Origin of the sequence: Hydrogenophaga sp., assembly GCF_028698005.1 — a bacterium.
Taxonomy (GTDB): Bacteria; Pseudomonadota; Gammaproteobacteria; order Burkholderiales; family Burkholderiaceae_C; genus Hydrogenophaga.
The window spans coordinates 1-7,207 of sequence record NZ_JAQVEJ010000150.1 but is presented as its reverse complement, the minus strand read 5'-3'; the positions used below and the strand labels follow the sequence as shown (position 1 = coordinate 7,207).

General features: G+C 65.4%; 8 protein-coding genes. 6 read left to right on the top strand and 2 right to left on the bottom strand.

The window, feature by feature from the left end; all coding sequences use genetic code 11:
- Positions 1 to 1,294, top strand: a 1,294-nt coding sequence (locus PHQ87_RS12995; protein ID WP_300235040.1) for an acetate--CoA ligase, incomplete at its 5' end; no start/stop codon positions are given.
- Between the two features lie 109 nt (positions 1,295 to 1,403).
- On the opposite strand, the gene PHQ87_RS12990 is transcribed toward PHQ87_RS12995, so the two are convergent.
- On the bottom strand, positions 1,404 to 1,709 hold the full coding sequence (locus PHQ87_RS12990) for a c-type cytochrome (RefSeq protein ID WP_300235037.1): 306 nt from the start codon (positions 1,707 to 1,709) through the stop codon (positions 1,404 to 1,406).
- 125 nt (positions 1,710 to 1,834) lie between these two features.
- Here PHQ87_RS12990 and PHQ87_RS12985 point away from each other — a divergent pair, with 125 nt between their 5' ends.
- Positions 1,835 to 2,077, top strand: coding sequence for a TIGR04438 family Trp-rich protein (locus PHQ87_RS12985; protein WP_300235033.1), 243 nt, complete (start codon positions 1,835 to 1,837; stop codon positions 2,075 to 2,077).
- Between the two features lie 27 nt (positions 2,078 to 2,104).
- Here the strand turns inward: PHQ87_RS12985 and PHQ87_RS12980 are convergent, their stop codons facing one another.
- On the bottom strand, positions 2,105 to 3,034 hold the full coding sequence (locus PHQ87_RS12980; RefSeq protein WP_300235029.1) for a LysR family transcriptional regulator: 930 nt from the start codon (positions 3,032 to 3,034) through the stop codon (positions 2,105 to 2,107).
- 101 nt (positions 3,035 to 3,135) lie between these two features.
- Here PHQ87_RS12980 and ilvD point away from each other — a divergent pair, with 101 nt between their 5' ends.
- The 4 genes from ilvD to PHQ87_RS12960 all read left to right on the top strand — a co-directional run.
- A complete protein-coding gene (gene ilvD, locus PHQ87_RS12975; RefSeq protein ID WP_300235026.1) occupies positions 3,136 to 4,992 on the top strand; it encodes a dihydroxy-acid dehydratase in 1,857 nt (618 codons plus the stop codon).
- Positions 4,993 to 5,053: 61 nt separating this feature from the next.
- Positions 5,054 to 5,869, top strand: coding sequence for a prolipoprotein diacylglyceryl transferase (gene lgt / locus PHQ87_RS12970; RefSeq protein WP_300235023.1), 816 nt, complete (start codon positions 5,054 to 5,056; stop codon positions 5,867 to 5,869).
- A complete protein-coding gene (locus PHQ87_RS12965) occupies positions 5,866 to 6,636 on the top strand; it encodes an enoyl-CoA hydratase-related protein (RefSeq protein ID WP_300235021.1) in 771 nt (256 codons plus the stop codon). Before lgt ends, PHQ87_RS12965 begins: the two co-directional genes overlap by 4 nt.
- A gap of 44 nt (positions 6,637 to 6,680) precedes the next feature.
- Positions 6,681 to 7,207 (top strand): AMP-binding protein (locus PHQ87_RS12960; RefSeq protein ID WP_300235018.1); only part of this gene is annotated, 527 nt, incomplete at its 3' end.

Genomic DNA, 7,207 nt, shown 5'->3' with positions numbered 1-7,207 from the left:
GGCCTGGAACCGCGTGGCCGGCCGCGATGTGTCGTTCACCGAGGCGTTGACAGGCCAGAGCACAGAATGCGCCCCGGTGCCGGTGAACGCCGAGCATCCGCTGTTCGTGCTCTACACCTCAGGCTCCACGGGCAAGCCCAAGGGGGTGCAGCATGCCACGGGTGGCTATCTGCTCTGGGCCAAGCAGACCATGGAGTGGACCTTCGACATCCGCCCCGAAGACGTATTCTGGTGCACCGCCGACATCGGCTGGATCACCGGCCACACCTATGTGGCCTATGGCCCCCTGGCGGCCGGTGCGACCCAGGTGGTGTTCGAGGGCGTGCCGACCTATCCGAACGCAGGCCGTTTCTGGCAGATGATCGAGCGTCACAAGGTCTCCATCTTCTACACGGCGCCCACGGCCATCCGCTCGCTCATCAAGGCGGCTGAATCCGACGAGGCCGTGCACCCGAAGAATTCCGACTTGTCGAGCCTGCGCATCCTGGGCACGGTGGGCGAGCCCATCAACCCGGAGGCCTGGATGTGGTACTACCGGCATGTCGGTGGCGAGCGTTGCCCCATCGTGGACACGTTCTGGCAGACCGAGACGGGCGGCCACGTGATCACACCCTTGCCAGGCGCCACGCCGCTGGTGCCGGGTTCGTGCACGCTGCCGCTGCCGGGCATCAAGGCCGCCATCGTCGACGAAACCGGCAAGGAGCTGCCCAACGGTTCGGGCGGTATGCTGGTGATCCAGCGGCCCTGGCCTTCGATGATCCGCACCATCTGGGGCGATCCGGATCGTTTCAAGAAGAGCTACTTCCCCGAGGAACTGGGCGGCCGCACCTACCTCGCGGGTGACGGGGCCGTGCGTGACGCCCGCACTGGCTATTTCCGCATCACCGGTCGCATCGACGACGTGCTCAACGTCAGCGGCCACCGTATGGGCACCATGGAGATCGAATCGGCCCTGGTCGCCAAGACCGATCTGGTGGCCGAGGCGGCTGTGGTCGGCCGTCCCGACGACGTCACGGGCGAGGCCATCTGCGCCTTTGTCGTGCTCAAGCGCGGCCGTCCCGAGGGCGACGAAGCCAAGGCCATCGCCAAGGAGCTGCGTGACTGGGTGGGCAAGGAAATCGGGCCTATTGCCAAACCCAAGGACATCCGCTTTGGCGATAACCTGCCCAAGACGCGCAGTGGCAAGATCATGCGCCGCTTGCTGCGCTCGATCGCCAAAGGCGAGCAGATCACGCAGGACACCAGCACGCTGGAAAACCCCGCGATCCTCGAGCAACTGGCCAAGACCAACTGAGCCGGGTCGGGCCCGGGCGCCGCAAGGCGCTGCGGGCCGGCGCACCACAAAAAAGGCCGCTGCGGAACCGCAGCGGCCTTTTTATCTGGGAAAAGACCCGTTGCCGGCCTTACTTCAGGCCCAGAACCCAAGTGGCCAGTTTCTTGGCTTCAGCGGCGTTGACCTGCGGGTTGGCAGGCATCGGAATGGCACCCCAGACACCGGAGCCACCCTTCATCACCTTGGTGGCCAGCATGTCCGCGGCCTTGGCGTCTCCTGCGTATTTCTTGGCGACATCCTTGTAGGACGGGCCAACCAGCTTTTTGTCCACGGCGTGGCAGGCCATGCAGTTCTTGCTCTTGGCCAGGGCTTCATCGGCCATGGCCGGGGCAGAAACAGCGGCCGCAGCGGCCATAATCAGCAGAGCACGTTTCATGTGCAGACTCTCCTCGTGGGATGAATGGTAAGAGGTTGACAGGGCCGATTTTACCGAGACCCAAGGTGGGGAGACGGAGAGTCACAGAATATTTCCTGCTTTATCGGTGCTTTACCGGGGGTGTGATGTATTTCCTGCTTATTGGCCTGCTGCTGACACTGCTCAAGTATTTCGAGATCGGTTTCGTGGCCGGATGGTCCTGGTGGTGGGTTCTGGCGCCCTACGCGGCGGCGGCGCTGTGGTGGGCGTGGGCGGATACATCGGGCTATACCAAACGCAAGGCCGCTGAACAGATCGAGAAAAAACGCAAGGACCGCCTCGAGAAGCAGCGCGAGGCACTGGGCATGCGAGGTTCCCGGCGGCGCTGATCAACGGCGCGAGGCAGGCGTTTCGTATCACACGCCCGGCTGGTTCCGTACCATGCGCAGCCAGCGTTGCAGAACCGGCACGTCGCGGCTGCTGTCCCATATGACGCTGGTCTGGGCAACCGGCATCGCCGGGCCATCCCGAGGCACCTGCAAGGCCCGGTACGCCACGCCCATGCGCTGGAACTGGCTGACGCTTTGCAGCACCCAGGCCACTCCCAGCTCGGCCGACACCAGGTTGACGATGGTCTGCATCTGAATGGCTTCCTGCGCCACCTTCGGCGTACGGCCGGCCAGTGCATAGCGGGCATGCAACTGATCGTGGATGGCGGGCAGGATGGACCGGGGAAACAGGACCAGCGGCTCATCGCAAACGTCCTCAAAACGCAGCGAGCGTGCCTGGGTCAATGGATGCCGCTGAGGCAGCGCCAACAGCAGGGGTTCCTGGCCGACGGTTTGCCGCTCCGTCCCGGGCGGCGGTGGCTCGTCATGCGCGTGCAGCACGATACCGGCATCAATGCGTCCCTCCCGCAACCACTGCAGTTGCACGTCGCTGGTGGCTTCGGTCAGTTCCAGGCGTACACCAGGGCTGGTGGCGCGGAAATCCCGGACCCATTGGGGCAGTCCGCCGAAGCCGACGGTGGAGACGAAGGCCAGCCGCAAACGCCCCACCTCACCATGGGCAGCCGCGCGGGCCTGCTCTGGCAAGGCGTATGCCCGGGTGACCAGATCCTGCGCGTGCGGCAGCAGCGCTTCGCCGGCAGGTGTCAGCCGAACATGGCGCTTGCTGCGCTCGAACAGCACCACACCCAGTTGCCGCTCCAGGTTGGCGATGGCCTGGGTGAGCGGGGGCTGGGTAATGTTCAAACGTTGTGCTGCACGACCGAAATGCAGTTCTTCGGCCACCATGGCGAACTGGCGCCAGACCCGGACGTCAATCAGCATGTGTGGTGGATTCATACATGCAGCATATTAATCAGGAATTCAAAAGGTATTGGATCAAATAACAGATCCACCGGCATACTGGCAGGTACCTTTCTCAACAGACACCCAGACCCACGATGCCAGCCTACCGCTCCAAGACTTCGACCGCCGGCCGCAACATGGCCGGTGCCCGCGCGCTGTGGCGCGCCACCGGCATGAAGGATGGCGACTTCAGCAAGCCCATCATCGCGATTGCCAACTCCTTCACCCAGTTCGTGCCCGGGCACGTGCACCTGAAGGACCTGGGGCAGCTGGTCGCGCGCGAGATCGAGGCCGCGGGCGGCGTGGCCAAGGAGTTCAACACCATCGCGGTCGATGACGGCATCGCCATGGGGCACGACGGCATGCTGTATTCGCTGCCCAGCCGCGACATCATTGCCGACTCGGTCGAGTACATGGTCAATGCGCATTGCGCCGACGCGCTGGTGTGCATTTCCAATTGCGACAAGATCACCCCGGGCATGCTCATGGCTGCCATGCGCCTGAACATACCGGTGATTTTTGTCTCCGGGGGGCCGATGGAAGCGGGCAAGGCACGTCTGGCCGTTCCCGGTACACAGACCGTGCAGATCAGGAAGCTCGACCTGATCGATGCCATGGTCATGGCCGCCGACGACAAGGTCAGTGACGCGGAAGTGGCCGAGGTCGAGCGCTCGGCCTGCCCGACCTGTGGCTCCTGCTCGGGCATGTTCACGGCGAACTCCATGAACTGCCTGACCGAGGCCCTGGGCCTGTCCCTGCCGGGCAATGGCACCGTGGTGGCCACGCACGCGGATCGCGAGCAGCTGTTCCGCAAGGCCGGCCACCTGATCGTCGAGCTGGCCCGCCGTTACTACGAGCAGGACGATGACACCGTGCTGCCGCGTTCCGTCGGTATCAAGGCCTTCGAGAATGCGATGACGCTGGACATCGCCATGGGTGGTTCCACCAATACCATCCTGCACCTGCTGGCGATTGCGCAGGAGGCGGGTATCGACTTCACGATGACCGACATTGACCGGCTCTCGCGCGAGGTGCCGCAGCTGTGCAAGGTGGCGCCCAACACCAACAAGTACCACATCGAGGACGTCCACCGTGCCGGGGGCATCATGGGCATCCTGGGCGAGCTGGATCGCGCCGGTCGCCTGCACACCGACGTGCCCACCGTGCACGCCAGGACCATGCAGGAGGCGCTCGACACCTGGGATATCGCGCGCAACCCGAGCGAGGAAGTGAAGACCTTCTACATGGCGGGCCCTGCCGGCATCCCCTCGCAGGTGGCCTTCAGCCAGAACACGCGCTGGCCCAGCCTGGACATCGACCGAGCCGAGGGCTGCATCCGCTCCTTCGAGCACGCCTTCTCGAAAGAGGGTGGCCTGGCAGTGCTGCGCGGCAACATCGCGCTGGATGGCTGCGTGGTCAAGACCGCAGGTGTGGACGACAGCCTGCTGGTGTTCGAGGGCCCGGCCCATGTGGTCGAGAGCCAGGACGAAGCCGTGGAGCACATCCTGGGCGACCAGGTCAAGGCTGGCGACGTGGTGGTGGTGCGCTACGAAGGTCCCAAGGGCGGTCCGGGCATGCAGGAGATGCTGTATCCCACCAGCTACATCAAGTCCAAAGGCCTGGGCAAGGCCTGCGCGCTGCTGACCGATGGCCGCTTTTCGGGCGGCACCTCGGGTCTGTCCATCGGCCATTGCTCGCCTGAGGCGGCCGCCGGCGGCACCATCGGCCTGGTGCGCAACGGCGACCGCATCCGCATCGACATCCCCAGCCGCAGTATCGACGTGCTGGTGTCCGACGAGGAGCTGGCGCGCCGCCGTGCCGAGCAGGACAGGCTCGGCTGGAAGCCGGCGCAGCCGCGCCCGCGCAAGGTCTCGGCCGCGCTCAAGGCCTATGCGTTGCTGGCCACCTCGGCGGACAAGGGCGCCGTGCGCGATCTGTCGAAACTGGACTGACAGCACCTGACAGGGCCGGGTTCCGGCGGGAGCGCCGCAGAACTTCGGCAGAATGGCGGGCATGTTGATCCATCCCGCCATCGATCCCGTGGCCCTGCAGGTGGGGCCGCTGGCCATCCACTGGTATGGGCTGACCTACCTGGTAGCCTTCAGCCTGTTCTTCTTGCTCGGTTCGCTGCGCGTGCGCCATGAGCCGTTCGCATCCATCCGCGAACCCGCGCCCTGGACGCGCCGCGACATCGAGGACATCCTGTTTCTCGGTGTCGTCGGGGTGGTGCTGGGGGGGCGCCTGGGCTATTGCCTCGTCTACAAGCCGGGCTACTACCTGAGCCACCCGCTGGAGATATTGGCCGTCTGGCAGGGCGGCATGTCCTTCCACGGCGGCCTTGTCGGTGTTCTGCTGGCCATGGTCTGGTACGCGCGCACGCGCGGCCGGCCCTGGCTGCAGGTGATGGATCTGGTGGCGCCCTGTGTGCCGACGGGTCTGGCCGCGGGTCGCATCGGCAACTTCATCAACGGCGAGTTGTGGGGGCGCGTAGCCGATCCCTCCCTGCCATGGGCCATGGTGTTTCGCGGCGCCGGTGACGTGCCGCGCCATCCCTCGCAGATCTACCAGTTCCTTCTGGAGGGGTTGCTGCTGTTCGTGCTGTTGTGGCTGTACGCGCGCCGGCCGCGCGCTACCGGGCAGGTCAGCGGTGCCTTCCTCGTTGGCTACGGCGTGTTCCGTTTCATTGCCGAGTTCTTCCGCGAGCCCGACGATTTCCTGGGCCTGCTGTCGCTGGGCATGAGTATGGGCCAGTGGCTGTGCGTGCCGATGATCCTGGCCGGCATCGCCCTGTGGTGGTGGGCGGGCCGGCGTGAGAGGGGGGCAGCATGAGCGGGCGCGTGCTTTGTGTTGTCTCGCAGGGGGTGGCACGGGTGACCATCAGCCATCCGGCCAGGTTCAACGCCATGTCGCGTGCCATGTGGCGCGATCTGCGCCGGGTGTTTGACGGCCTGCGCGGCGACGCCAGCCTCTCGGCCGTGGTCGTGGAAGGGGAGGGTGCCCATTTCTGCGCCGGCGGGGACATCTCGGAGTACCCGGCCTTCCGTTTCGAGGAAGCCTCGCTGCGGCATTTCCACGAGCAGGAGGTCTGGGGCGGACTGCAGGCCGTGCTCGATTGCGACGCACCGGTGATCGCGCTGATCCGGGGCAATTGCATGGGAGCCGGTGTGGAGATCGCCAGTGCCTGCGACATCCGCCTCGCGGCCGACGATGCCCGGTTTGGCGCACCGATCGCCAAGCTCGGTTTTCCCATGGCTCCGCGAGAGGCGCAACTTGTCTCCCGCGTGATGGGCGAGGTCACCGCTCGCGAGATGCTGCTGGCCGCCGCGGTGCTGCCGGCCGCCGAACTCAAGTCCCGTGGTGCCCTTCACCAGATCGTGCCGGCGGACGCCTTGCCCCAGACGCTGGATCGTCTGCTGGGCAACATGGCGTCCCTGAGCCCGCTGGCGGCGCGTTTGCACAAGCAACTGTTCCGTGACCTCGCAGCCGGTACACCGATGGACCAGTTGCTGACCGGGGCCTACGACTATGCAGGCGAGCGCGAGCACCGCGAAGGCATCGAGGCCTTCATCGGCAAGCGGGTCCCCGTGTTCCGCTGAACCGATTCTTCCGTTCATTCCCCACTGGAGCCGTGTTGACTGCCATGAGCACAAGCAACCTGTATGTCCATCTCCGTCAGGCTTTTCCCGCCGACCTCGATGCCACGGCCGTCGAGGTGATCAACGGCCCCAGTGCCGGGTTGCGCTATTCCTGGCGCGACCTGGATCGGGCCTCGGCCATGATGGCCAACCTGCTGGCCTCGCTCGAACTGCCCGAGGGAGCCCGGGTCGCGGTGCAGGTGGAAAAGTCGGTCGAATCGCTGATCCTCTATCTGGCGACCCTGCGTGCGGGTCTTGTCTATCTGCCACTCAACACAGCCTACCAGCGCGCGGAAATCGAGTACTTCATTCGCGATGCCGAGCCCGCGGTGGTGGTGTGCAGCCCGCAGAACCACGGCTGGGTGTCCAAGATCGCCTTCTCGTGCGGCACGCGTTACGTCTACACGCTCGGTGACGACCGCAGCGGCAGCCTGCTCGATCGCGCCGCCCATCACCGCGATGCGCATGAACCCGTGGTGCGGGCGGCTGACGATCTGGCCGTCATCATCTACACCAGCGGCACCACCGGACG

Coding starts and splice junctions, on each gene's coding strand:
- PHQ87_RS12965 (WP_300235021.1), top strand. CDS start 5,866: ATGAGCGGGCGCGTGCTTTGTGTTGTCTCGCAGGGGGTGGCACGGGTG.
- ilvD (WP_300235026.1), top strand. CDS start 3,136: ATGCCAGCCTACCGCTCCAAGACTTCGACCGCCGGCCGCAACATGGCC.
- PHQ87_RS12985 (WP_300235033.1), top strand. CDS start 1,835: ATGTATTTCCTGCTTATTGGCCTGCTGCTGACACTGCTCAAGTATTTC.
- lgt (WP_300235023.1), top strand. CDS start 5,054: ATGTTGATCCATCCCGCCATCGATCCCGTGGCCCTGCAGGTGGGGCCG.
- PHQ87_RS12980 (WP_300235029.1), bottom strand. CDS start 3,034: ATGAATCCACCACACATGCTGATTGACGTCCGGGTCTGGCGCCAGTTC.
- PHQ87_RS12990 (WP_300235037.1), bottom strand. CDS start 1,709: ATGAAACGTGCTCTGCTGATTATGGCCGCTGCGGCCGCTGTTTCTGCC.